This is a genomic window from Chimaeribacter californicus (genome assembly GCF_002858675.1).
Lineage (GTDB): Bacteria > Pseudomonadota > Gammaproteobacteria > Enterobacterales > Enterobacteriaceae > Chimaeribacter > Chimaeribacter californicus.
Genome location: NZ_PJZF01000006.1, coordinates 160763 through 186852, shown reverse-complemented (window position 1 = coordinate 186852; position 26090 = coordinate 160763). Strand labels below are relative to the sequence as shown.

At 61.6% G+C, this 26090-nt stretch carries 17 protein-coding genes; 8 read left to right on the top strand and 9 right to left on the bottom strand.

Annotated elements, in window-relative coordinates; translation table 11 throughout:
- Positions 1-85: 85 nt before the first annotated feature.
- The 3 genes from CYR55_RS09750 to hmsP form a co-directional block, all read right to left on the bottom strand.
- A complete protein-coding gene (locus CYR55_RS09750) occupies positions 86-1570 on the bottom strand; it encodes a M16 family metallopeptidase (protein WP_101815943.1) in 1485 nt (494 codons plus the stop codon).
- Positions 1571-1869: 299 nt separating this feature from the next.
- Positions 1870-3153, bottom strand: a complete 1284-nt coding sequence (locus tag CYR55_RS09745; protein ID WP_101815970.1) for a dicarboxylate/amino acid:cation symporter — start codon at positions 3151-3153, stop codon at positions 1870-1872.
- 209 nt (positions 3154-3362) lie between these two features.
- Positions 3363-5405 (bottom strand): biofilm formation regulator HmsP, encoded by a 2043-nt coding sequence (gene hmsP, locus CYR55_RS09740; protein WP_101815969.1) that lies wholly within the window; start codon positions 5403-5405, stop codon positions 3363-3365.
- A 766-nt stretch (positions 5406-6171) separates the two neighbouring features.
- Between hmsP and CYR55_RS09735 the strand changes: the two genes are divergently transcribed.
- The 7 genes from CYR55_RS09735 to CYR55_RS09705 are packed head-to-tail and all read left to right on the top strand — an operon-like array spanning position 6172 to position 17441.
- Positions 6172-6642 carry a cellulose biosynthesis protein BcsO gene (locus CYR55_RS09735; RefSeq protein WP_101815942.1) on the top strand — a complete coding sequence of 157 codons (471 nt, stop codon included), beginning with the start codon at positions 6172-6174 and terminating at the stop codon, positions 6640-6642.
- Positions 6633-7439: a cellulose biosynthesis protein BcsQ gene (bcsQ, locus tag CYR55_RS09730; protein WP_101815941.1), complete on the top strand. Its 807-nt coding sequence runs from the start codon at positions 6633-6635 to the stop codon at positions 7437-7439. Before CYR55_RS09735 ends, bcsQ begins: the two co-directional genes overlap by 10 nt.
- Before the next feature lie 19 nt (positions 7440-7458).
- Positions 7459-9555, top strand: coding sequence for a UDP-forming cellulose synthase catalytic subunit (gene bcsA, locus CYR55_RS09725; RefSeq protein WP_101815940.1), 2097 nt, complete (start codon positions 7459-7461; stop codon positions 9553-9555).
- An 8-nt stretch (positions 9556-9563) separates the two neighbouring features.
- Complete coding sequence (gene bcsB, locus CYR55_RS09720; protein ID WP_241522120.1) at positions 9564-11930, top strand: cellulose biosynthesis cyclic di-GMP-binding regulatory protein BcsB; 2367 nt, start codon at positions 9564-9566, stop codon at positions 11928-11930.
- Entirely contained in the window at positions 11917-15888 is a 3972-nt protein-coding gene (locus CYR55_RS09715) for a cellulose biosynthesis protein BcsC (protein WP_101815938.1), read from the top strand. Before bcsB ends, CYR55_RS09715 begins: the two co-directional genes overlap by 14 nt.
- A gap of 18 nt (positions 15889-15906) precedes the next feature.
- Positions 15907-16377, top strand: a complete 471-nt coding sequence (gene bcsD, locus CYR55_RS09710; RefSeq protein WP_101815968.1) for a cellulose biosynthesis protein BcsD — start codon at positions 15907-15909, stop codon at positions 16375-16377.
- Between the two features lie 59 nt (positions 16378-16436).
- The gene (locus CYR55_RS09705) at positions 16437-17441 is read left to right on the top strand and encodes a family 8 glycosyl hydrolase (RefSeq protein WP_101815967.1); all 1005 of its coding nucleotides are present in this window, start codon (positions 16437-16439) and stop codon (positions 17439-17441) included.
- A gap of 38 nt (positions 17442-17479) precedes the next feature.
- On the opposite strand, the gene CYR55_RS09700 is transcribed toward CYR55_RS09705, so the two are convergent.
- The 6 genes from CYR55_RS09700 to dppA all read right to left on the bottom strand — a co-directional run bounded on the left by CYR55_RS09700 (position 17480) and on the right by dppA (position 24442).
- Complete coding sequence (locus CYR55_RS09700; protein WP_101815937.1) at positions 17480-18514, bottom strand: Fic family protein; 1035 nt, start codon at positions 18512-18514, stop codon at positions 17480-17482.
- Between the two features lie 136 nt (positions 18515-18650).
- Positions 18651-19664, bottom strand: coding sequence for a dipeptide ABC transporter ATP-binding subunit DppF (gene dppF, locus CYR55_RS09695; RefSeq protein ID WP_101815936.1), 1014 nt, complete (start codon positions 19662-19664; stop codon positions 18651-18653).
- A complete protein-coding gene (gene dppD / locus CYR55_RS09690; RefSeq protein WP_101815935.1) occupies positions 19654-20694 on the bottom strand; it encodes a dipeptide ABC transporter ATP-binding protein in 1041 nt (346 codons plus the stop codon). Before dppD ends, dppF begins: the two co-directional genes overlap by 11 nt.
- A gap of 11 nt (positions 20695-20705) precedes the next feature.
- On the bottom strand, positions 20706-21623 hold the full coding sequence (gene dppC, locus CYR55_RS09685; RefSeq protein WP_101815934.1) for a dipeptide ABC transporter permease DppC: 918 nt from the start codon (positions 21621-21623) through the stop codon (positions 20706-20708).
- A gap of 9 nt (positions 21624-21632) precedes the next feature.
- The gene (gene dppB / locus CYR55_RS09680) at positions 21633-22652 is read right to left on the bottom strand and encodes a dipeptide ABC transporter permease DppB (protein WP_101815933.1); all 1020 of its coding nucleotides are present in this window, start codon (positions 22650-22652) and stop codon (positions 21633-21635) included.
- Between the two features lie 182 nt (positions 22653-22834).
- On the bottom strand, positions 22835-24442 hold the full coding sequence (gene dppA / locus CYR55_RS09675) for a dipeptide ABC transporter periplasmic-binding protein DppA (protein ID WP_101815932.1): 1608 nt from the start codon (positions 24440-24442) through the stop codon (positions 22835-22837).
- 870 nt (positions 24443-25312) lie between these two features.
- On the opposite strand from dppA, the gene budC reads away from it, so the two are divergent.
- On the top strand, positions 25313-26077 hold the full coding sequence (budC, locus tag CYR55_RS09670) for a meso-2,3-butanediol dehydrogenase (protein ID WP_101815931.1): 765 nt from the start codon (positions 25313-25315) through the stop codon (positions 26075-26077).
- Positions 26078-26090 lie beyond the last annotated feature (13 nt).

The window sequence follows — 26090 nt, the reverse complement described above, 5'->3', positions numbered from 1 at the left end:
TGGCCGCGCTAAGCCTTGGGAGCCGCAGAAACAGACGTGCCGGCAAAAGCCGGCACGTTTTTTTTAGCGGCCCGGCCGTGCCGGGTTACGGTGTGGCCGCAGCCGCCGCGTCAGCTTTCGCTTCATCCACAGACGGCACCACGGCCGGGGCCGGCAGCATCACGCGGTTATACGCCTCCTGCAACGCCTGCACGCTCATCTCCGCTTCGCCTTTCGGCTGCATCAGCACCAGTGCCGGATCAACCGACAACTGCTGCTTCAGCTCCTGGTTCAGCAGCGGCAGGCTGAGCGAGGCCAGAAAGGCCTGGCGCAACTTCTGGTACAGCTCCGGCGCGATGTCCACCACCCCATTTTCCTGCGAGCGCAGGCGCTGGTTGGTCAGCACATCGGTGCTGGTGCGGGCATAGGTGGCGAACAGCTTGCTGAGCTGGTCGTTCTTCTGCGCCATCAGCGCATCAAACTCCTGCTGCGTCAGGCCATTGTCCCGCACGTTCGCCAGCTCGGTGACCAGCGCGGTAAAGTCCGGCAGCAGCACGGCGTTCGGCGTCTCCATACGGATGGCGCACTGGCTGCGCTGGTACTGCACCTGGCAGTCAAAGCCGAGGTTTATCGCTTTGGCTTTGCCGTTGAGTTGCTGTTGCAGGTGCATAAACAGTGCCTCGCGCGCCAGGTCGCTGCGCCAGTAACGGCTGAGTGACTGGGAATCGCGGATCGGTTGCCACGGCGCGTCCCAGATCAAAGAGAGGCGATCCTGGCTCAGGCCGTCAGCAATCAGCGTGACCGCCTGCGGCGGCAGCGGGGAGAGGGTCGGCATCACCGGCGGCGTTTCGCGTTTGCCCTTCAGCCCGCCAAAGGTTTTGCCGATCTGCTCGCCGATGCTGCGGCTGTCCACATTGCCGACCACATAGAGCGTCATGGCGTCCGGCGTGTACCACTGGCGGTAGAATTTGTTCAGCTCGTCAATATTGACCGGCCGGTCGGGGCGCTGGCCGGGATCGTGCGCCAGCAGCGTGGAGCCTTTCATGCGGTAGCGCCACCACGGGTCTTGCGCGTCCGGCGGCTGGGTGCCGATCGGGTCCTGGAAGGTGTCCATCGCCGCCTGCACGGTGGGCGTGTCCGTGACCAGCGCGCCGCTGGTGTCCGCCAGCCAGGTCAGCGCTTCTTTCAGCAGCTCCGGGCGGTTGGTGGGCAGGCTCAGGTTGTACAGCGTGTAATCATACGACGAGATGGCCGGCGGCAACGGCCGGTCGTTGTCGATCGCCTGCTGCCACAGGGATTGAAGCTGGGGCGCGCTGAAACTCTGGCTGCGGATCAGTGCCAGGTGCGGCAACAGATGAGCAAAGCCGGTTTGTTGCGCGCTCTCGACCAGCGAGCCGGCGCGCACCATCAGGCGCAGTTGAATACGGTCGGTGGGACGCTGCGGCGTGGCCAGCAGCTGCCAGGTGAACCCATTGTCCAACTTGCCCTGCTGCCAGGCAGGATCGGGTTGTAGTGCTTCAGCCTGCACGCTGCTGCTGGCGGCAACCAGCAGTAACCCACCAACTAAAAGACGAATTTTGGTGCCCTGCATGTGAACCCCTACTTAAATAACAGTCCGATTTTTCTATTAGAATTCGTTCGTTCCATACTCCGGGAACGCAGCTCTGCCCTGTGCGTGTCAATCATGCGGAAACGGGAGATAACCTGTGTTTGACCGCGAACCCCTGCCGATGTCACCACATGAAAGTGAAAAAAAGCGGCGATTTGAGCATCAGCGGGCCAGCGGCGGCGGGGTATTATGAGGAAAAGCCACCGCTTACATCAAGTAAAGGGTGGCTTTTAGCAGCAAACAGCATGCAAGTGCGGCTTAATGCCGCGATGTACGCGCGATCAGGAAGAGGAGACCGGGCCGGAAGAGGCTTTCTTGTGGTGTAAAACGTTGTACAGCTGTTTTTCGTCCAGTTGGCCGACCCGCTTCGCCACCACCACGGTGGCCACGCCATTGCCGACCAGGTTGGTCAGCGCACGCGCCTCAGACATAAAGCGGTCAATGCCCAGAATCAGCGCCAGCCCGGTCACCGGCAGGTGGCCCACGGCAGAGAGCGTCGCCGCCAGGACGATAAAGCCGCTGCCGGTGACCCCGGCCGCCCCTTTCGAAGAGAGCAGCAGCACCACCAGCAGGGTTACCTGGTGCCAGATGTCCATGTGCGAGTTGGTGGCCTGCGCAATAAACACCGCGGCCATGGTCAGGTAGATGGAGGTACCGTCGAGGTTAAACGAGTACCCGGTCGGGATCACCAGCCCCACCACCGATTTCTGGCAGCCAAGCCGCTCCATCTTGTCCAGCATCCGCGGCAGCGCCGATTCTGAGGAAGAGGTGCCGAGCACAATCAGCAGCTCCTCTTTGATATAGTTGATAAAGCGGAAGATGCTGAAGCCGGTCACGCGGGCGATCAGGCCCAGTACCACCACCACAAACAGGATGCAGGTCAGGTAGAAGCAGAGGATCAATTGCCCGAGCTGCACCAGCGACCCGACGCCATATTTGCCGATGGTAAAAGCCATGGCCCCGAATGCCCCGAGCGGGGCCAGGCGCATGATCATATTGATGATGCCGAAAATCACCTTCGAGAAGCTCTCGATCATATTGAACATCAGCTGGCCTTTATCGCCCAGCCGGTGCAGCGCAAAACCGAACAGCACCGCAAACAGCAGCACCTGCAAAATATTGCCGCTGGCAAAGGCGCCGATCACGCTGCCGGGAATAATGTCGAGCAGGAACGGGATGATGCCCTGCTGCTGCGCCTGTTCGGCATACACCGCCACGGATTTGGCATCCAGCGTGGCCGGGTCGATGTTCATGCCCGCCCCCGGCTGCACCACGTTCACAATCACCAGCCCGATAATCAGCGCCAGCGTGCTGACCACCTCAAAATAGAGCAGCGCGATGGCCCCGGTGCGCCCCACCGCCTTCATGCTTTCCATCCCGGCGATGCCGGTCACCACGGTACAGAAAATGACCGGGGCGATAATCATTTTAATCAGTTTAACGAAGCCGTCACCCAGCGGCTTCATCTGCGCCCCCAGCTCCGGATAGAAATGCCCGAGTAACACCCCGAGGGTGATCGCGGTTAATACCTGAAAATAGAGGCTCTTAAACAACTTTTTCATGATCGATATCCTGTGCTGGAGAGGGCCGTCACCCACTGCCCACACGGGCATGACAGCAGCGGCGAAAGTAACATCAAGACAACATCTTGGAAATGATTTGTCTCCGATTGCAACAACCGTTCATGGCAAAGTATGAGCTGAATCGATTCACTGCGGGGAGGAAGAGGAAGGCGAGGGAGCTTGGCCGGGCATGGCACCCGGCCCGCAGGCGGTTAAGCGCCCGGCTCCCCCGGCGGCAGGGCGACAGGGGGCAGCCCCTGGCGCAAGAGGTGCTCAAAAGCGTTGCGCGGCATCGGCCGGGCGAACAGGTAACCCTGCGCCATCGGGATGTCGTTTTCTTTCAGCCACTGGTACTGGGCGGCGTTTTCAACCCCTTCGGCAATGATGCTGATATTCATGGCGCGGGCAATGGAGCTGACAATCCGCACCATCAGGTCATCTTCCGGCAAGCTGCTGATAAAGCTGCGGTCAATTTTAATGATATTGATCGGCAGGCAGCGCAGGCGGTTAAGGTAGTTGAGGCTGGAATAACCCATGCCGAAATCATCCAGCGCCACCGACACACCGGAGTGGTGCAGTTCACTGAGCAGTTTCAGCGCCCGGTCAAGATCGTCGATGCGGGCGGTTTCGGTGATCTCCAGCACCAGCATGCCCGGTTTAATCTGGTAACGGCTGAGCAGCGTTTTCAGCTCCAGCAGGAAGTTGCGTTGCTGAATCTGCACCCCGGAGAGGTTCACCGACAGCGGGATCGTGATCCCTTCCCGCTGCCAGTCCGCCAGGATGCGGCAGCCTTGCTCCAGCACCCAGTAGCCCAGCGGCACAATCAGGCCGATCTCTTCGGCAAACGGAATGAACTCCGCGTCCAGGCTATAGCTGCCGTCCGGCATCCGGCGGCGCAACAGCGCCTCGGCCCCGATAATCTGGTCGCTTTTCAGGTCAATCTGCGGCTGGAGGAACAGCGCGAACTCATTATGCTCCAGCGCCTGCAAGGTATCGCTCTCCTGCGTCAGCCGCTGCTGGGTTTTGCGCGTCAGTTCCGGGTCAAAGAACAGGATCTGGTTTTTGCCCTGATGGTGGGCCGACACCAGCGCCGACCGGGCATTCAGGATCAACGCCTCTGCGCCCAGCGTGCCGTCACCGGCATAATGGGCAATGCCGATACTGGCAACCGGGCGCACTGTAAGGTCACCTTCCGTCAGCGCGGCATTGACCGCTGCCATAATTTCACGCGCCAGCCGCATCGCCTGGAACGGCCGCTCTGCGCCGCGCGCCAGCACAATGAACTCGTGCGGGCCGGGCTGGCCCAGCTCATCGTTGTCCGAGAGCGCGCTGCGGATGCGGGCCACCACGGTCTGTAACATCGCGTTGCGCTGGGCCTCATTCAGCACCCCGGCCGCTTCCTGCAACGTCTCTACATCGATCAGCAACAGGTTGAAGCGTGCCGGGCGCAGCTGAAAACGCAAATATTGCGCCAGCAGCTCCGTAAACAGCGACTCGTTCGGCAGCGCGGTGACCGGGTGGCGCGGCCACTCACGCGGGCTTTCACCAAAGCGCCGGGCCAGCAGTTGCTGGTTGCGGTTATAGTGGCGCGCCAGCATCCCCAGCTCGTCATCCATGTGCAGTGGCGAGACCTTCAGCTGGTGGTGCAAAACCTGCCCCTCTTCCAGCGCGTCCAGCTCGCGGGCCATATGGCGCAGCGGGTGCACCATCAGCCGGTTCATGCACCAGCTCACCGCCACGGAGAGCACCAGCGCCATCAGCAGATAGGTGGCAAGCAGCGTGATCATGATATTGCGGATCTGCTGGTAGAGCCGCCAGGAGTCCGCCTGCAACACCAGGTAGGCCAGCGGCTTGGGGTGGGCGGGCATCCGCTCCAGGGTATAGAGCGGCACGCTGATGCGCACCGGCAGGTCAAACAGGCTGGAAATAATCGCCGGCACCGGCCGCTCCGCCGGGAAATCGCCGTGCAGCACCTGGATATCATTCGGCAGTACCACGTTGGCGCGGGTCACAATGCCGAGCGGCTTAAAGGTATTCAGCAACAGGTGCGCCTGCGGCAGGTCAACATTCAGCACCGCCTCCGCCAGCGGCTGGCGGATAGAATGGGCCACCTGTTCCATTTGCTGGGCGTAATCCTCCCGGCGCTGCTGCGCCAGGTGAAACAGCTGGATGGTAATAAAGATGCAGAGCGTTACCAGCGTTACGCCGGACACGGCTGCCATCTGCTTAATCGTTAACGAACGTCTGACCCGCAACATACGTCTCCGTCACACACTGGGATCGGCCACCGGCAGCGCGCCCGTGGCTGGAAAGAATTGAGAACTGCGTCCGGCGCGGAAGTCTCTCACGCGGCATCATTGCCTGTTCATCCTATTTTTTGCCGTCACATCGGAGGTCATACCCTCCGGCACGGTTCCCCATGGTAATACGCGATCCGCGTTGGTAACAAACAGTTAAATTCATTACCAAAACCAGCGCAGGCCGGGCAGCACGCTTACCGGCCACCGGCGGGTGCCCCAGTATACGGGTTTCCACGGCCGGAAAGCCCCTGACCGGCAGGATTCACCGGGAAAAAGGCGGTTTTCATCCTTATCCTAGCCTAAAGCGCCCCAATTCCCCTTTTTCTGCGGCATGTCACATGCCGGCCCCCGCCTTCTGCGGGTCTGAGTGGTCGGATGATCACACTAAAACATTAAAAATATTTATAAAATTCACTACATAAATAAGGGATAAACAGAGCTTTACGCTGGCAGCAATTTAATGATTCACTTAGGCGAGTATGAAAAAACCCTAATAGGATTTACCTCAGAACAAAACACTAAAGCACTCATCAGGCAGCTATTTTTCCGCCTGATCGCTGCACTATTAATCTGTTTGGGAATTGATATATTAGGCGCGCTCCAGCAACGGGGGAGCTGCGACGTCACCTGAATAGCCTTTCCTGCAGGGAATGCCGGAACGATCGACTGCGTTTTCCACGTCTTTATCCCCGGCACCCACTCCATCGTATAGGCCGTCCTGATGAATAAGTACGACGATATTAAACGTTTCAAAGAAAAAACCCACATGGAAGGGATTGATTACAAGGAAATTCCCGATAATGGCCAGGAGGGTGCGCAACAGAACTGGGCGATCCTGCGGCAACTATCGGCGACCGCCGAAGCCCCCGGTGCCCTGGGCAGCAACCAACGCACCGTGCAACCCGCGCCGATGCCGGTCTCCGAACGGGAGTTCGCCACTGACGGCCTGCTCAGTACCCTGGGAGAGATGCTGCCGCCGGCCGCTGCCCCGTCTGCCCCGCCCATCCGGGATGCCGTTTCGCCTGCCCCGCACGCCGCCTCACCTGCAGGGCCCGCCGTCACGGCACCGGCTACCGGCGCGGCGCGTTACACCTCGTTGTTCCGGCCCAAAGCCGTGGCCCAACCGGCTGCGGATGCCCGCCGTGACACACCGCTTCAGCCCCTGTTAGAGATGATTTCCTCATGCCGTTAGTCTGTGTCTGTTCGCCCAAAGGGGGCGTCGGCAAAACCACCCTGACCGCCAACCTGGCCTATGCGCTGGCGCGCAGCGGCAGCAAAGTACTGGTGATTGATTTTGATGTGCAGAACGCCCTGCGGCTGCACTTTGGCGTGCCGGTCCCGGACGGGCGCGGCTTTGTGGCGGAGGCGACGGAGGCGTCCGACTGGAGCCAGTTCATCCTCAAGGCTGGTTCCAACACCTTCGTGCTGCCGTATGGCGAGGCAGAAGAAGCCCAGCGCCTCGCGTTTGAGCAGCAGCTCACCGCCGACCCGCACTTCCTCGCACGTGGGTTACAGTCAGTGCTGAACTACCCCGGCCTGGTGATCCTGGCGGACTTCCCGCCCGGCCCGAGTGCGGCGCTGAAAGCCGTGAAAGCGCTGGCGGATCTGCACCTGGTGGTGATGCTGGCAGACACCGCGTCCCTGTCGCTGCTGCCGCACATGGAAAACCACAAAATGATCGGCAGCGCGCTGAATGACAAACAGGGCGACTACTACGTCATCAACCAGATCGACATGCGCCGCACCCTGAGCCGTGACGTCACCCAATTCTTTGAGCAACGCCTGGGCGACCGCCTGCTCGGCACCGTCCACCGTGACGAATGTGTGCCGGAAGCCAACGCCTCCCAGCGGGCGATCATCGATTTCAGCCCGGTCTCTGCCGCGGCCTTTGACATTGAGCTGGTCAGCAAAAAAGTGGCGGCCATTCTGGGCATTAACGTTGGCGATGGTGAATTCCATGCGTCGATTCACCCTTCCCACACTTACTGACAGCGATCCCCCTGACGTCATGAACAAACTCCTGTTTTCCCTGCTGCTGCTCCTGCTGCTGCCGGTGGCCCTGCTGGTCATCGTCACGCCGCTCGACAGCGAAAAGCAGTACATTTTCGGCCTGCTCGGCATCGGCATGCTGTTCCTGCTCGGCCTGAACAAAAGCAAAAAAGTCAGTGTGATCATGGTGGTGATGTCGATCCTGATGTCCACCCGCTACATTTACTGGCGCGCCACCGAGACGCTGCACTTTAACTCCACCATCGAGGCGGTGCTCGGCATCGGCCTGTTTGCGGCGGAGCTGTATGTCTGGGTGATCCTGCTGCTCGGCTACCTGCAAACCACCTGGCCGCTGAAACGCACCATCGAACCGCTGCCGGATGACATGAGCCTGTGGCCGACGGTGGACATCTATGTGCCGAGCTATAACGAAAGCCTCGACGTGGTGCGTGACACGGTGCTGGCGGCGCAATGCATCGACTACCCGAAAGATAAGCTGAAAATCTACGTGCTGGATGACGGCAAACGTGACGAGTTCGCGGTGTTCGCCGCCGACGCGGGCGTCGGCTACATCACCCGCAACGACAACCGCCACGCCAAAGCCGGGAACCTGAACCACGCCCTGACGCTGACCAAAGGCGAGCTGATCTGTATCTTTGACTGCGACCACGTGGCGACCCGCGCTTTCCTGCAAGCCACCGTCGGCAGCTTCCTGAAAGAGGAGCGGCTGGCGCTGCTGCAGACGCCGCACTACTTCTACTCGCCCGATCCGTTTGAGCGCAATCTGTCGGCGGCGCGCCATATCCCGAACGAGGGCGCGCTGTTCTACGGCCCGGTTCAGCAGGGCAACGACAACTGGAACGCCACCTTCTTCTGCGGCTCCTGCGCGGTGATCCGCCGGGTGGCGCTGGAAGAGATTGGCGGCTTCGCGGTGGAAACCGTCACCGAAGATGCGCATACGGCGCTGAAAATGCAGCGACTGGGCTGGAACTCCGCGTTCCTGGCGCTGCCGCTGGCCGCCGGGCTGGCGACGGAGCGCCTCGGCCTGCATGTGATCCAGCGTACCCGCTGGGCGCGCGGCATGACGCAGATTTTCCGCGTTGATAACCCGCTGTTCGGCCGCGGGCTGAGCTGGCCGCAACGCCTTTGCTACCTCAATGCCATGCTGCACTTCCAGTACGGCCTGCCGCGGGTGATCTTCCTCACCGCGCCGATGGCCTACCTGCTGTTTAACCAGAACATTATCGCCTCCTCAGCCTCAATGATTTTCGCCTACATGCTGCCGCACCTGCTGATGTCGGTGTACATCAACTCACGGATGAACGGCCGCTACCGTTACGCCTTCTGGGGTGAAATCTATGAGACGGTGATGGCGTTCCACCTGGTGATCCCGACGCTGCTGACGCTTATCTCCCCGAAACACGGCAAGTTCAACGTCACTGACAAGGGCGGCCTGCTCGACAACGGCTTCTTTGATTTCAACATCGTGAAACCGCACGTCATTGTGGTGGTGATGATGCTGGCCGGGATTGTGGCGGGTATCGTCCGTGCCGTGGCGCACAACTACTTCGGCGTAGACCCGAAAGTGATGGCGCTCAACATCGGCTGGGGCTGCTTCAGCGTGCTGATCCTGCTGGCGGCGATTGCCGTGGCCAAAGAGACGCGCCAGGTGCGCAAAACCATCCGTATCGATGTGGCGCTGCCGGCAATTGTGCATTACGCCAGCGGCATCTCGGTGCGTACCACCACGGTGGATATGTCGATGGGCGGGGTCAAGCTGGTCACGCCGGACGACCGCTACCAGCATGATGTGATTGAAGAGGTGGAAATCCTGCTGCAATCGGGCGCGGTCTGCATCCCGGTGAGCCTGATCGACGCCAGTGATGACGTCATCCGCCTGCAATTCGGTGAGATGCCGCTCTCCCGCCGCCGCGAGCTGGTGCGGGTGGTGCTGGCGCGTGCCGACGCCTGGATTGAGCCGCCGCATCCGAAAGATCGCCCGCTGCATTCGCTGATGGGCATCGTGCGTTGTGTGTTTGAACTCTTCTACCACACCTGGAAAGAGCGCAAGGCACGCCGCCGCAGCGCAAAACTCAATAAGGGTGAGGCCGCCTGATGAACCCGATGCGACTTTTCGCGGCGTTGCGCCGCCCCCGCCCGTGGCTGGCGACCGGCCTCGCCCTGCTGCCGCTGGCTGTCGGCCAGGCGGAACCGGCCGCGCTGGATCTCTCCACGCTGCCGCGCCCCACGGACAACGCCCCGCAACCGGACGCCGCACCGCCTGCCCCGGACATGGCGGTGCCGCCCGCCGCTGTGCCGGACACCGCCCTGGCGCAGGGCGTGTCCACCCGCCTGACGCTGGCGGAGATGGGCCAGCAGAACGGCCTGACCCTGAGCGGCGGCCAGCTGCATTCCGGCATCATCTTCACCCTGCCGGGCGACCAGGTGATGACCAACGCCCGCCTGACGCTGGCGCTCAAAGTCTCCCCTGCCCTGCTGGCGCGTGACACCAGCCTGCAACTGATGCTTAACGGCCAGCCGCTCGGTGCGCTGCCGCTGACCGGCGACGGCAGCGGCAACAATGAATATGAGGTTGATATTCCGGCGGCGATGGTGGTCTCCAGCAACAACCTGAGTTTCCAGGTGCAGGACAGCAACGCCATGCAGTGCGATCGCGACCAGTCAGATGAATACTGGGTCACGGTGCTGCCGACAACCCGGCTGCAACTGGAGGGGCAGCGGCTGAACATCGGCCGCGACCTCGGCCACTTCCCGCGTCCGTTCTTTGATCCGCTCCAGATGACGGCGTCCCAGGTCACTATGGTGTTCCCGGCGTCGCTGCAACCCGCTGAGGTCAGCGCCGCGGCCACCGTCGCCTCCTACCTCGGGATGCGCTCCGATTATCGCGGCATCGATTTCCCGGTGGCGCTCGACAGCCTGCCGGAACAGAACGGCATTGTGTTCGGTAAACCGGGCGACCGCATCGGCACGCTGACACTGCCCGCCGCCACCGGCCCGATGCTTCAGGTGATCGACAACCCGCTCAACCCGGTTTATAAGCTGCTGCTGGTGCTGGGCAATAACGAACAGCAGCTGCGCCAGGCGGCGTGGCGGCTGGTGAGCGCGCCGCTGCCTACCGGCCGGGGCACGCTGGCGGTGGTGCCGCACGCCATCCCGACGCGCCAGCCCTATGACGCGCCGCGCTGGATCAATACCCGCGCGCCGGTGTCGCTGAAAAGCCTGGTCACCGGCCCGGATGCCCTGACCACCAACGGCATCTACCATGACAGCATCCATGTGGCGTTCCGCGCCGCGCCGGATCTCTTTATGTGGGACGGTGACACCATCCCGGTGCACCTCGGCTACCGTTTCCCGACGGAAAACTGGATTGATGAGGATAAATCGCAGCTGAATGTCTCGATCAACGGCACCTTCCTGCGCAACCTCACGGTCAATAAAAACGGGCTGGTGGAGAGCGCCTGGCGCACCCTCGGCGGCGACACCCGGCAGGAGAACACCACGCTGCGGCTGGCACCTTACCTGATCTACGGCGACAACCAGCTGACGTTCTATTACGCCATTGCGCCGAAAAAGGATGCGCCCTGCAACCTCCTGACCAGCAACAACATCAAGAGCCGGATCGACGACGACTCGACGATTGACCTGACGCACACCCACCACTTCTCGCAGTTGCCGAACCTCTCTTACTACGTCGGTGCCTCCTTCCCGTTCTCACGGCTGGCGGACTTTTCGCAGACGCTGCTGCTGCTGCCCGCCAGACCGGGCGCAGCGGAGCTGCACACCCTGCTGGGCCTGATGGGCCGGGCCGGCAATGCCACCGGCGTGCCGGTGGCGCAGGTGCAGGTGGCGTTCGGCGTGCCGGGTGACGCTACAAACCGGGACGTGCTGGCGGTCGCTTCGCTGCATGACAAGGCGTTTACAGAGCGCCTGCTGGACGGCACGCCGTTCCAGCCGGAAAACGACACGCTGACGGTACGCACGCCGGACATGCCAACGCGCCTGAAAGCCTGGGCCACCGGCGACTGGTTCCGCACGCCGGTCGAGGCCGATCGCTATCTCTCCTCCACCGAGGCGTGGCGCGGCTTCGTCAGCTTCCCGTCTGCCTGGGCGAAAAACCGCGTGGTGGTGCTGGCGACCGCCACCGATGACCACGAACTGCTGAAGATTAACCAGGACCTGAACACCGCGGCGATCAACGCCGGAGTGCGCGGCGATCTGGCGGTGATTACCGATGAGAACGGCGTGCGCAGTTTCCGCGTCGGCCCGCAGTTCCCGGTCGGCCAGCTGCCGTGGTACCTGATGATTGTCTGGTACGCCAGCCAGCACATTGTGGTGCTGTCGCTGGTGACATTGCTGTTCGCTGCGGCGATCGGTTTGAGTCTTTATCTATTGCTGGCCCGCCATGCGGCACAGCGTCTGGCCCCGCATCGCGGCTCCGCCGGCAAGGACTTCCCTGATGAAAACGAGTAACCCGAGGGTACGCCCTTTGCCCTTTCTGACCCCGTCGCGCCTTCGCCTCGCCCTGTGGGCCGCCGGGCTGGCAGTGCTGCCCGCCACGGCCGCAGAGAGCAACCCGGCGCTGAAAGCGCTGTTTGACCAGGCGGCTTACTGGCATGAGAAAGCGCACGACGAGCTGGCGAAAGACGCGCTGCAAAAGGTGCTGATGGTGGAGGCCAACAACCCGGAGGCGCTCTACCTGATGTCGCTGTACGCGATGCAGGGCGGTGACAAAGCCGCTGCTGCGCAGTGGCGGCAGAAACTCAGCGCGGCCTCGCCGGGCGACCCGCGTTTAAACGCGCTCGACAACGCCAGCGCGGTGCAGGCGATCCCGCCGACGCAGCTCGCCACCGCACGCCAGCTGGCCGCCCGCGGTGCCGTGGGCCAGGCGCTCGAGGCCTACCGCACGCTGTTCAGCGGCAGCACGCCGCCGGAGAGCCTGGCCGACGAATATTACCTGACGATGGCCGGTGACCAGACGCTGCTGCCGCAGGCCATCGACGGCCTGAAGGCGCGGGTCAATGCCCGGCCAACAGACAGCGCGGCGCGGCTGGCGCTGGGTAAAGCGATGACCTACCAGGCCGCCACACGCCGCGACGGCATCAGTTTGCTGGCCGGTTTGTCGGAGAAAAGCACCGATGCCGCCGCTGCCCAGCGTCAGGCGCTGTTGTGGCTCACCCCGCAGCCGGAGGATCGGCCGCTCTATGAGGCCTATCAGCAGCAGCACCCGAACGACAGCGGCGTGATGGCCTACTTCCAGAAAAATGTCGGCGGAGCGGCCAAAGGCGAAGGCTTTACCGCCCTCAACAGCGGCAATACCGGGGATGCGCAGGCTAAATTTGCCTCCGTGCTGGCTACCAACCCGGACGACGCCGACGCGCTGGCCGGGCTGGGTTACATCGCCCAGCGCAACGGCAACTTTGCCAAAGCGGAGGAGTACCTGAGCCGCGCCGCCCAACAGGGCGGGCCGGAGGGCGAGAAGTGGCGCACCCAGGCGCAGGATGCCCACTTCTATGCCGCGCTGGCCGAGGCCAAGAAAGCCGTGACCGCCGGTGATACGGACCGGGCGCTTGCCCTCTCCGCGCCACTGACCGCCGAAGCCGGTGACAAAGGCACGGCGGCGGCCCTGTTCCGGGCTGACCTGCTGCGCCGCACCGGCGATCTGCCGGGGGCCGCGCAACTCTACCGCGCGCTACTGACGCGCAACAGCGAGGACAATGACGCCAAAACCGGGCTTTATTATGTGCTGCGCCAGCAGGGCGACACCGCCGGGGCCGACGCGGTGCTGCAAACCCTGCCAGCGGCGCTGCGGCCCCGGGCGCAACCGGCCGGGGTGAACGTGGATCCGCTGCGCCGTGAGGCAGCGGAGGCGGTGCAGGCCAATAACCCGCAACGCGCCCTGCTGCTGCTGCAACAGGCGCAGGAGAAGCAGCCGGACAACGTCTGGGTAACGCTCGACAAGGCGCGCATCCTGACCAAACTGGGTGACAGCGCGCAGGCCCAGGCGCTGATGGCCCCGGCCGCTGAACCCAACGCCCCGGCCAGCGCCACTTACGCCGCCGCGCTGTTTGCCTCGGAGAACGGCAACTGGCCGCAAACCGACACCTTACTGGCGCGTATTCCGGCGCGCAGCCGCACGGCGGCGATGCGCGAGCTGGCCGGGCGGGCGAATTTCAACCGGCAGATGGCCGCCGCCAATGCCTACCTGCAAAGCGGCAACGTCACCGCCGCTGCCAACACCCTGCATGCGCTGGCACAAACGCCGCCCGCCAGCCCGGCCGACAGCGGCGCGCTGGCGAAAGGGCTGCTTTCCGCCGGAGACACTCACGGCGCAGTGGCGCTGGTGCACCAGAGTATGCAGCAGGGCGTGAAAGGCAATGCCGGGGATTACGCCGACCAGATTAGCGTGCTGAACGCCGCCGGGCTGAGCAGCGAGGCGGATGCCTGGCTCAGCAACCCGGCGATTCAGGCCGGCAGCTCCCCACAACAAATCAGTGCGTTACGTACCGGCTTTGTGATCAACGAGGCGGATCAGCTGCGTGAGCAGGGGCAGAATGCCGCCGCTTACGACAAGCTGATTGTCGCACTGCAAAATGACCCGCAGAACCGCGACCTGATGCTGGCGATGGCGCGCCTCTACCAGTCCGGCAACATGAATAAAGAGGCCGGCCAGGTCTATGACTACCTGCTGACCCGCGACACCCCCACGCAGGACGCCCGCGCAGGCGCGGTTGACGTGGCGCTGGCCGAAAACGACATTCCGCGGGCGCGTCAGTTAATGGGCGGCTTCACCGGCCCGCGCACGCCGCAGCGCTTGTTGCAGGCGGCACGGGTGGCCGAGGCACAAGGCGATCACGATCAGGCCCTTGCCCTGTTGCGCTCGGCCAAGGGCAAAATGATTGGCCTTGCGGGCGCAGACGGCAGTGGGTCGCCGTCCATTGCCGGGCTGGCGCTGGCCGATAACCCGTTTATCAACCGCACCACCCGCGGCAACCGCCCAACCACCGCCTCCGCCTACGGCAGCGTGTTGCCGTGGCAGCAATCTGACGCCACCCTCAACGGCGGCCAGATCCCCGGCGCACCGGTGTCTCCGCTGTTGGCGCGCCAGTCCGCGACGCTGAAACAGGTCGATGCGATGCTGGACGATTTGCAGGAACAGCACGCCACCTGGGCACAGGGCGGCCTCTCGATCCGTGGGCGTGATGGCGAAAGCGGCCTCAGCCAACTGACCGAGGCAAAAGCGCCGATGACCTTCTCGGCCGAGCCGTTTGACAGCGCGCGCGTCAGCTTCACCGCCACGCCGGTGTCGCTCAGCGCCGGCAGCAGCAGTGCTACCGGCAACGCCCGCTTCGGCCAGGGCGCGCTGGCGCAGGCGCAATCGGCGAAAGAGACCGTCGCGGCAGCGGCCACGGCGGCCGGGCTGGACATCGCCAGCTACAGCTCGCTGGCGAAACTGCAAACGGCCGCCGCTGCCGGCTACATCGCCAACTGCGGCACCAATGCCACCTCCGCGCAGTGTGCCGCTTACACCACCATTACCGGTGCTGACCCCACCACCTACAGCGCGCCGGCATCGGGCAACCAGAACGCCTCCGGCGTGGAACTGGCGCTGGCGGTGAGCGGCGATCACTATAAAGCGGACATCGGCTCCACCCCGCTGGGGCAGGATCTCAACTCGCTGGTGGGCGGCGTGCAGTGGTCGCCGAAGCTTGGCGACTTCACCACGCTGACCATGACCGCGGAACGCCGCGCCGTCACGGACAGCCTGCTCTCTTACGTCGGCACCGAAGACACCTACAGCGGCAAAAAGTGGGGGCAAGTCACCAAAAACGGCGGCAGCCTCAACCTCTCCTATGACAACGGCGACGCCGGGTTCTACGCCGGGGTGGGCTATTACAGCTACCTCGGTAACCACGTCGCCTCGAACCAGAGCATTGAGACCAACGCCGGGCTGTATGTGCGCCCTTACCGCCTTGACGATCGCGAGCTGAAAACCGGCGTTAACGTCGGCTATATGGATTTCTCGAAAAACCTCAGCTACTTCAGCTATGGCCAGGGCGGCTATTTCAGCCCGCAGAACTATGTCAGCGTCGCCTTCCCGGTAGAGTACACGCAGAAAATGGATGACTGGGACCTGAAGCTGAATGCGTCCGTGGGTTACCAGTCCTACTCGAAAGACAAAAGCGCCTACTTCCCGGATGACCCGGCGCTCCAGTCGCAGCTTGAGTCGCTGGTGGCGGCCGGTTACGGCACCGAAGCGTACTACGGCGGCAGCAGCGAAAACGGCATCGGCTGGAATCTCGGGGCGGCAGGCAATTACCACCTGAACCGCAACATGATCGTAGGCGGGAAAGTGGGTTACGACACCTTTGGTGACTACAATGAAAGCAGGGCGGAACTCTATTTCCGCTATCTGCTCGACAGGAAATAACGTGGAATGAGTAATTTGATGCAAGACGCCCACGCGCAACAGCTCGCCTACCACCAGCGCCGCCAGTGCAAACCGGGCTGGCAGGATCTGGTTCAGACCCTGTTTTCCGGCATTCTGGCCACGGCGGAAGGCGAAGACGGCCACCAGTTCCTGCGCCTGATGGGCGGTGACCTGGCGCGCCGCCACCCGCTGCCCGCCTGCCGCACCGTGGGCGAGCTGGAGGACAACCTCAACCGGCTGCTGGCCGGGTTTGACTGGGGTGAAGTGACGCTGCTGCCGGGCGACCGCAGCCTGACGCTGGCGCACATCGCCTGGCCGCAGGCGCCCCATGCCGACCAGGGGAGCTGGCAGGCGGCCTTTGCCGCCGTGCTGGAGGGCACGTACGCCGTCTGGTTGCAGGCGCAGGGCGGCCATGAGCAGGTACCGCTGCGCTGGCAGGGGCCAGAGCCGCAGCACACCCTGATGTTCCGTTACCAGACCGGCCTCTGAGGCCGTTACCCGGCTGCGCCCTCCCGGTGCGGCCCTGTTTATAGGGATACCCACTGATGATGAGTACCGTACGCCGCATGGCGCTGATTTTCGGGCTGGCGCTCAGTCTGTTCTCTTCGCTGGCCTGTGCGCAGGAGGATGGCTGGGATCAGTACAAAACACGTTTCCTGATGCCGGACGGCAGGATCATCGACACCGCCAACCGTAATGTCAGCCATACCGAAGGACAGGGTTTCAGCATGCTGCTGGCGGTGTTCAATGACGATCGCGCAACCTTTGACCAGCTGTGGAAATGGGCGGACAAGACCCTCTACCGCAAAGAGGTGGGGTTGTACGCCTGGCGTTATGACCCGGATGCCAAAGACAAGGTGGCGGATAAAAACAACGCCTCAGATGGTGACATGCTGATGGCGTGGGCGCTGCTGCTGGCCGGTGACAAATGGGGTAACACGGTGTATACCGACGCCTCAGAGAAATTGCAGGCGGCGATTGTGAAGCACAATGTCATCGAATTCGCCGGTTATACCGTGATGTTGCCGGGTATTTACGGCTTTAACCACACCAGCACCATCACGCTCAACCCCTCCTATTTCCTCTTCCCGGCGTGGAAAGCGTTCTACCAGCACAGCCACCTGAAGGTGTGGAAATCCCTGAATGATGACGGGTTGGCGCTGCTGAAGCAGATGAATTTCGGCAAAACCGGCCTGCCGACGGACTGGGTGACAATGCAGGCCGACGGCACCCTGACGCCGGGCAAAGGCTGGCCGCCGCGCTTCAGCTACGATGCTGTCCGCATCCCGCTTTACATCAGCTGGGCGGAACCGAACTCCCCGGCGCTGCAACCCTTTATCCGTTACTGGCAGGGCTACCCGCGTGAAAACACCCCGGCCTTTATTGATGTGCAGAGCGGGGCAAAAGCCGACTATCCGCTCTCGCCGGGGATGCTGGCGATCCGGGATGTCACGCTGGGCAATAACTTCTATGTGAAGGACACCCTGATGCCGGATGACGGCTACTACTCCTCTGCCCTCCAGCAGCTCGCTTACTGGTCACTGCAGCCATAGCCTGTGGAGGCATAGAAAACCGGGGCAACCCGGTTTTTTTATGCCGGTAAGGTGGACAAAAGGCGCTCCCCGGCGGCCGTCAAGTGATAACGCTGCTGTGGGCTGCGTGGCGAATCCGGGTGGCTCATGGCAACCCACCCTGCGCTCAGCGCCGGTTCCAGCACATTTTTGCGGAAGGTCGGCCGGTGCCGCAGTCCGGTCAAAGGCATCAGTTCCGCACTCTTCAACGGCGGGCTGCGGTAGAGCGCTGCCAGTAACGCCGCGATTGCCTCACTGACATGCACAACCGGCTCGATGACCGCATGGATCTCCTGCATCGCTTCCAGCAAGGCAGCAAGCATGAATGCAATGAATGGGGTAGCCTCCGCATGCCGGTCAGCGTCTGACAGCGCCCGGTAATACTCCTCCTGCCGCGCATTAATCACTGACTCCACCGGCAAAAAAGCAAACATCGGCTGCCATTCACTCAATAACCGGGATTGCCACAGCCGCCCCATGCGGCCATTGCCGTCAGCAAACGGGTGGATAAATTCAAACTCATAGTGAAAAACACAGCTGATAATGATCGGATGCACGGTGGTCGCCCGGCACCACGCCAGCAGGTCGCGTATTAACAGCGGCACGCGATCGGCCGGCGGCGGCATATGAATCAATTTTTTATCACGGTAAATCCCTACGCCGCCCTGCCGGAAATGGCCGGCATGATCGACCAGCCCATGCATCAACATCCCATGCGCCTGAAGCAGATGCGCCACCGAGTAAGGTTGCCACTGCGCCATGCGCGCATAGGCGGCAAACGCATTGCGTACTTCCTGAATCTCATGCGGCAACCCCAGCACCCGTTTTCCTTCCAGCACGGCCGTGACCTGCTCCAGCGACAAGGTATTGTTCTCAATGGCCAGTGAGGCCTGGATGGTGCGGATTTGGTTACCCCGGCGCAGTTGAGGCGTAAAGATATCGTGCGGCGAGATTGACCACCGCCCCAGCAATTCACTGATAGCCGCGACCCGGTCAAGGATGTCGGGCGTAAGGGTAAAGGGTGGGACGTAACGCGATACCTGGCGGTGGTTCATGATGATCAGTACATGTAAAAAGAGCGGGGCTTCTACTCTACTTGATCGGTTACTTGTACGCTACTTGATCGGTGGTGCGGATAGCGCCCATAAAAAAGGGCGCGATGACCCGCGCCCTGGTTGGATGAACCGGCCCTTAGCCGAGTGCCGGGCTCGGTTGTTTCGCCTTTTCCTGCTCGTCCTGATCCACCGCGAAGCAGGCCACCAGCTGGTCGCCGTACTGCTTGAGTTGCGGCTGCTGCTGCGGGCAGACGTGGAACGCCCGGCGGCAGCGGGCATTGAAGGCGCAGCCCGGCGGTGGGTTAAGCGGGCTGGGCAGCTCGCCGGTGAGCTTGATGCGCTCGCGGCGCTGGTCCGGGTTCAGGCGCGGCGTGGCAGAGAGCAGCGCCTGGGTGTACGGATGGCGCGGGTTGTTGAAGATCGCCTCTTTGGTGCCCTTCTCCACACAGCGGCCGAGGTACATCACCATCACTTCATCAGCAATGTGCTCCACCACCGACAGGTCGTGCGAGATAAACACATACGACAACCCCAGCTCCTGTTGCAGATCCATCATCAGGTTCAGCACCTGCGCACGCACTGACACGTCGAGCGCGGAGACCGGCTCATCGGCGATGACCACGTCCGGGTTGAGCATCAGCCCGCGCGCGATGGCGATACGCTGGCGCTGGCCGCCGGAAAACATGTGCGGGTAGCGGTCATAGTGCTCGGTTTTCAGGCCGACTTTCGCCATCATCGCCAGCGCTTTTTCCCGCCGCTCAGCGCTGCTCAGTGAGGTGTTGATCAGCAGCGGCTCCTCCAGAATCTGCCCCACTTTTTTACGCGGGTTCAGCGAGCCATATGGGTTCTGGAACACGATCTGGATCTTCTGGCGGCGCAGCTTTTCCGCCGTCTCATCCGGTTTCAGCAGATCCTGGCCCTGATAGTACAGCTCGCCACCGGTCGGGATTTCGATCATGGTCAGCAAACGCCCGAGCGTGGACTTACCACAACCGGACTCGCCCACCACCGCCAGCGTTTTGCCGCGCTCCAGCGTGAACGAGACGCCATCCAGCGCTTTTACCATCCGCTCCGGGGCGAACAGCCCTTTCTTCACCGGGTAGTGTTTTTTCAGGTCAATCGCCTGTAACAGCGGCGCATTAGTGGTCATAAGTCGGTCTCCCGGCATCATCAAGCGGGTAATGGCATTTGGACTGGCGGCCGGGGATCTGGCGTAACGCCGGTTCCACGGCGCGGCAGTGATCGGTGGCATACGGGCAGCGCGGGTTGAGCAGGCAGCCGGTCGGGCGGTCATATTTGCCCGGCACCACGCCCGGCAGCGAGGCGAGCCGCGCTTTGTCGGTGGCGAACTCCGGCAGGGCGCGCAGCAGCGCCTGGGTATAAGGGTGGCGCGGCGCCCGGAAGATCTCCTCGGCCTTGCCCACTTCCACCACCTGCCCGGCATACATCACGATGATCTGGTGCGCGGCTTCCGCCACCAGCGCCAGATCGTGGGTAATCAGGATCAGCGCCATGTTCTCACGCTGTTGCAGCTCCAGCAGCAGCTCAATGATCTGCGCCTGGATGGTCACGTCGAGCGCGGTGGTCGGCTCGTCGGCAATCAGCAACTGCGGGCGGCAGGCGATCGCCATCGCGATCATTACGCGCTGGCTCATGCCGCCGGAGAGCTGGTGCGGGTAAACGTCCAGCCGCGAGGCCGGATCGGGAATGCCCACCTGCGTCAGCAGGTCGATAGTGCGCTGGCGGCGGGTTTTCTTATTGCCGCCCTGATGCACTTTCAGCGCTTCCATGATCTGGTAGCCCACGGTGTAGCACGGGTTGAGGCTGGTCATCGGGTCCTGGAAAATCATGGCAACGTCAGCCCCCACCAGCTGGCGGCGCTCTTTTTCACTGATCTTTTGCAGGTCGCGGCCGCTGAACTCGAGCCTTTCCGCCATGACGCGGCCGGGGAAATCAATCAGCCCCATGATCGCCAGCGAACTCACCGACTTACCGGAGCCGGACTCGCCGACAATCCCGAGCACCTCGCCCTGCTTTACCTGATAGCTGATGCGGTCAACGGCGCGGAACGGCGCGGTTTTTTCACCGAAATGCACCGAAAGTTGATCCACGGTCAATAAGGTTTTATTGGTGGCGGAAGCTGGCGCTTGCGCCTGAATAGGCGTTTCTGTTGCAGACATCTCGCGTCCTCTTACTGCTTGAGTTTGGGGTCGAGGGCATCACGCAGGCCATCCCCCATCAGGTTAAATGCCAGTACCGTCAGCAGGATCACCACGCCGGGGAAGGTCACGACCCACCAGGCGCTCTGGGCGAACTGCAACACATCGGAGAGCATTGTGCCCCACTCAGGCGTCGGGGGCTGCGCGCCCATACCGAGGAAGCCGAGTGCCGCCATGTCCAGGATGGCGTTGGAAAAGCCCAATGACGCCTGCACAATCAGCGGTGCCAGGCAGTTGGGCAGGATGTTGACGAACATCTGGCGTATGGCGCCCGCACCCGCCACACGAGACGCGGTGACGTAGTCGCGGTTAACCTCCACCAGCACCGCCGCGCGCGTCAGGCGCACATAGTGCGGCAGCGCCACAAAGGTCAGCGCCAGCGAGGCGTTGACAATCGACGGGCCAAAGATCGCCACCAGCACCAGCGCCAGCAGCAGGCTCGGCAGCGCCAGCATGATGTCCACCACGCGCATGATGATGATGTCGGTCATGCCGCCGAAGTACCCGGCCAGCAGGCCGAGCACCACGCCCATCAGCAACGACAGCACCACCACCAGGCAGCCCACCAGCAGCGACAGCCGCGCGCCGTACATCAGGCGGGAGAGGATGTCGCGGCCGACGTCATCGGTGCCGAGCAGGAATTTCCAGCTGCCGCCCTCCTGCCAGACCGGCGGTTTCAGCAGCGCATCACGGAATTGTTCCGCCGGGGCGTGCGGGGCGAGGAAACCGGCACCAATTGCCAGCACCAGCATAATGATAATGTAGGCCAGCCCCACCACCGCGCCTTTGTTACGTTTAAAGTAGTGCCAGAACTCCTGCATCGGGGTCATCGGCACCGGTGCGGTGCCGCGCTGTGACTCTGTGCCGACCGGCTCACTGATTTGAGACATGTGCGCCCCCTATTTCTTGTGTCGGATACGTGGGTTGACCACGCCGTAGAGCAGATCTACCAGCAGGTTAACCAGAATAATCAGGGTGGCGATCAACAGCACCCCGCCCTGCACCACTGGGTAGTCACGCCGTTGCAACGCATCGATCAGCCAGCGGCCCAGCCCAGGCCAGGAGAAAATCGTCTCTGTCAGGATGGCGCCGGCCAGCAGCGTGCCGACCTGCAGGCCAATCACCGTGACCACCGGCAGCATGGCGTTACGCAACGCATGGACGATGATCACCCGCATCCGGCTCACACCCTTGGCGCGCGCGGTGCGGATGTAATCCTCACCCAGCACTTCCAGCATGGAGGAGCGGGTCATGCGGACAATGACCGCCAGCGGGATGGTGCCGAGCACAATCGCCGGCAGGATCATGTGCATCACCGCGTCTTTGAAGTCGCCCGGCTCACCCCAGAAGAATGTGTCGATCAGCATAAAGCCGGTGAGCGGCAGGGTGTCGTCAAGGAACACCGTATCGCTGATGCGCCCGGAAACCGGCGTCAGGTTCAGGTGTACCGAGACCAGCATCACCAGCATGATGCCCCACCAGAAGATCGGCATCGAATAGCCGGTCAGCGAGATGCCGACGGCGGTGTGGTCGAAGATAGACCCGCGCTTCACCGCGGCCAGTACCCCGACCGGAATACCTACCGCCACCGCGAACAGCATGGCGCAGATGCCCAGCTCCAGCGTGGCGAGGAACCGCGGCACAAACTCATCCCAGACCGGGATGCGGCTTTTCAGCGAGATGCCGAGGTCACCCTGGAGCACCCCGCTGATATAATGGAAGTACTGCTGGTACATGGGCTTGTCCAGCCCCATCTCGGCCATCAATTGCGCGTGGCGCTCGGCGGAGATGCCGCGTTCGCCGGCCATGATGGTCACCGGGTCACCGGGGATCAGGTGGACAAACGCGAAGGTCAGCAGGGTAATGCCGATAAACGTTGGGATAACCAGCCCCAAACGCCGGAGTATGAACTGAAACATAACCCGAACTCTCTGTATAAAATGCCCGGCGAACCGTAGCTCGCCGGGCTTATTTAAGGCTCACATCTGAATCGGGCGCAGCGGAAAACCGCGCCCCAACAGCTCACAGTCGTAACATATCGATCCATCGATTAAAGCAGGACGGCACAGGCCGGGCGCCTGTGCCGGATGCCGTGGCGGCATCACTCCATAGAGACGTTTTCGAAGTGGTGTTTGCCCAGCGGGTCAACAACGTAGCCTTTCACCTCTTTGCGCACCGGCTCATAGACGGTGGAGTGGGCGATGATCAGCGCCGGGGCCTGGTCATGCATCACGACCTGCGCCTGTTTGTAGTATTCGATGCGCTTGTTGTGATCGGATTCGGCGCGGGCCGGCTGGATCTGGTCTTCAAACGGCTTGTAGCACCATTTGGAGTAGTTCGAGCCTTGCTTGGCCGCATCGCAGCTGAACAGGGTGGCGAAGAAGTTGTCCGGGTCCCCGTTGTCACCGGTCCAGCCCATCATGACCGTCTGGTGTTCGCCCGCTTTGGCGCGCTTCAGGTATTCGCCCCACTCATAGGTCACGATGTTGGCTTTCACGCCGATTTTCGCCCAGTCAGACTGGATCAGCTCCGCCATGCGGCGGGCGTTCGGGTTGTACGGGCGCTGCACCGGCATCGCCCACAGGTCGATGCTGAAGCCGTCTGCCATCCCGGCCTCTTTCAGCAGCGCCTTGGCCTGCTCCGGGTTGTAGTCATAGTCTTTGACGTCGTTGTTGTAGCCCCACATCGTCGGCGGGATCAGGTTTTTGGCGGACTGGCCGGCACCCTGGTAGACCGCGTCGATAATCGCTTTCTTATTCACCGCCATGCTCAGTGCCTGACGCACTTTCACGTTATCCAGCGGTTTTTTCTCAACGTTAAACGACAGGTAGCCGACGTTCAGCCCTGGTTGCTGCATCAGGTTGATCGATTTGTCTTTCTTCATCGCCGCGATGTCAGCCGGGTTCGGGTACGGCATCACCTGGCATTCGTTTTTCTGCAGTTTCGCATAACGCACGGAGGCGTCCGGCGTGATGGAGAAGACCAGGCGGTCAATCTGCGGCTTGGTGCCCCAGAAACCGTCAAAGGCTTTGTAAAGGATGCGAGAATCTTTCTGGTACTGGAGCAGCTGGAACGGGCCGGTGCCGACCGGGTTCAGGTCGATTTTCTCCGGTGTGCCGGCTTTCAGCATGTTGTCAGCATATTCCGAAGACATGATCGAGGCGAAGTCCATCGCCATATCGGCCAGGAACGGCGACTCCGGGCGGGTCAGCACGAAGCGCACGGTGTAGTCGTCCACTTTCTCAATCTTGCTGATCAGGTCCGGCATACCCATGCCCTGGAAGTACTCATAGCTGCCGCCGGAGACTTTGTGGTACGGGTTGGCTTCGTCTTTCTGGCGGTTGAAGGAGAACAGCACGTCGTCCGCATTGAAATCACGCGTTGGCTTGAAATCTTTGCTGGTCTGCCACTTCACGCCTTTGCGCAGGTGGAAGGTGTAGGTTTTGCCGTCCGGGCTGATTTCCCACTTTTCGGCCAGGCCGGGCTGAATCTCCGTGGTACCAATTTTAAATTCCACCAGACGGCTGTAGATCGGCACGGAGCTGGCGTCATAGGTGGTACCGGACGTGAACAGCTGCGGGTTGAAGCCTTCCGGCGACCCTTCTGAACAATAGACCAGGGTTTTCGCCTGTACACCCGCCGCCACAGACAGCGCAAGCAAGCCCATGCCAAACTTCAGTATCCCTGTTTTTCCCAAGGAGATTCTCATCGCGTTACTCCATAGATTGTGATGTGGTGTTGTGTGTTATTTGTACAAGCCGGCCTGTAATGTTTTTTTCGGTGGCCGGTTGCGGCTGACGCCGGGAGGCGTCTGAAGGAGTACGGTGCGGGTGCCGGTGAAAGCGTTTACCGGCGTGTCCGGGTGCGTGGAATTCACCCGAACTATCCTCTGGTCATACCCCTGAGGCTACCAATTTGGCAACTGTTTGGGGTGACGTCAATATAACCAACGGGCATTTACACAGAGTGTGAGAAACAGCAAACAAACATAAAAAAAACCATTTTCTAACATATTCAGGATTAAATAATGAGCAGGGATACTTTGCAGGCGAATCGTCTCGATGTAACAGTTTGTTCTCAGAGATTTCTACCGCTAAAAAACTAAAAAACTTTCTTACTGAATGGCGATAATCTGAGCGCTTATCACCTTGAAGTGCAGGAAATCCAGCTGAAAATGCTGGTGCTTAACCCAAAAGGGGGAGCATTTTTACCATAAGCTGCGCCTATGAGTGGCACATCTGCCGCGTAACGAAAAAACGTCTCATTCCGCACTGGTTATTTTTTACCAGACAATATGCTGCTCGCCCGCCCTGCCCCCGGCAGAAGCCACGGCGATTTTTGCCTCGCATTGTCTCTAACGGCGCATGACGGGCCGGCTACAGACTATCGACAGCGGCCAAACTATCGGCACCCTCCCTATCCCGCTGTTAACACTTTTTAAAACTTTAAAAAAACCCAAAAACAGCAGGTTATCCCGCAATTTGGCCGTTATGTCCCGGTATTTTCCCTGTGTTTGCTAGGCTTAATTCAGTAACGCTTAGTGCAGGGCGTCATGCCCATTAACCAGAAAGGAGGCAACATGCAACGATTCAGCAAAAAAGTCGTGGTCATTACAGGTGCAGGTTCCGGTATCGGCGAATTCACTGCGAAACGCTTTGCCGCAGAGGGCGCCTCTGTGGTGCTGGTGGGCCGTACTGAAGAGAAATTGCAGAAAACCCTGAGCGCGCTGGAAGGGGGAGACCATCTGGTGCGGGCCACGGACATGTCGAAAGCGGACGATGTTGAGCAGTTAGCCGCGGACGTGCTGGCGAAATATGGCCGGGTCGATGTGGTGGTGAATGATGCCGGGGTTGCTGCTCAGGGCAAAGTGCATGAGGGTGATTACGAAGATTGGGAAAAGGCGATCAAGATTGACCTGTATGGCGTATTCCACAGCTGCCGCTATTTCATGCCGGCGCTGATCAAAAGCCAGGGCAACATCGTTAACGTCTCCTCCGTCTCCGGGCTGGGCGGTGACTGGGGCATGAGCTTCTATAACGCAGCAAAAGGCGGTGTGACCAACTTTACCCGCTCGCTGGCGATGGACCACGGTGCCGATAATGTGCGCGTCAATGCGGTCTGCCCCGGCCTTATCATCACGCCGATGGCCTCTGACATCAAAGAGAATGAGCCGCTGCTGGCCGAGTTCCGCAAGCGCACCCCACTCGGCCGCCCCGGCCAGCCGGACGAGGTGGCGGCGGTGATCGCCTTCCTGGCAAGTGACGACGCGCGCTATATCACCGGGGTTAACCTGCCGGTAGATGGCGGGATTACGGCGTCCAACGGCCAGCCGAAACAAGCCTGATCCCTGCGCCTGC